Consider the following 397-nt stretch of genomic DNA (forward strand, 5'->3'; position numbering starts at 1 on the left):
CCACGCGGGCTTCGCCCAGCACCAGATTGAGCGGGTGCAGATGCCCGGAGCCCATGTCCACCAGGCCACCGGCATACACCGTGGAGTCCACCACCTGCGCCATCGCCTGACGTGGCACCAGACGGGTTTCGGGGGTGTACCCCAACTGCGCCAGGTGTTCCTGCTCACGCGTGAATGCCGCAAACTGCGCCGGGGTGTTGGCCAATTCGCAAAAGCCCCAGCGCAGGTCGCAGTCGATGCCGTGCTCGCGGATGCGCTCGCCGACCAGCGCCACCGAATCGATGCCGGCGCGCTCCAGGTAAGCCACGCCCTCCTCGCCGATGTACTTGGCGAACCCCGAGACATCGTGGCCGATGCCGCGAATCAACTGCCCGCCATTGCGCCCGCTGGCGCCCCA

Annotated in this window: 1 protein-coding gene; it reads right to left on the bottom strand. The window is 67.8% G+C overall.

Translation table 11 applies throughout. The annotated features are described in order from the left end of the window. Window positions 1-397 (bottom strand): NAD(P)/FAD-dependent oxidoreductase (locus tag SB765_RS28175; protein WP_410932292.1); only part of this gene is annotated, 397 nt, incomplete at both ends.

This window comes from Pseudomonas sp. SIMBA_067 (assembly GCF_046534675.1).
Classification (GTDB): Bacteria; Pseudomonadota; Gammaproteobacteria; order Pseudomonadales; family Pseudomonadaceae; genus Aquipseudomonas; species Aquipseudomonas putida.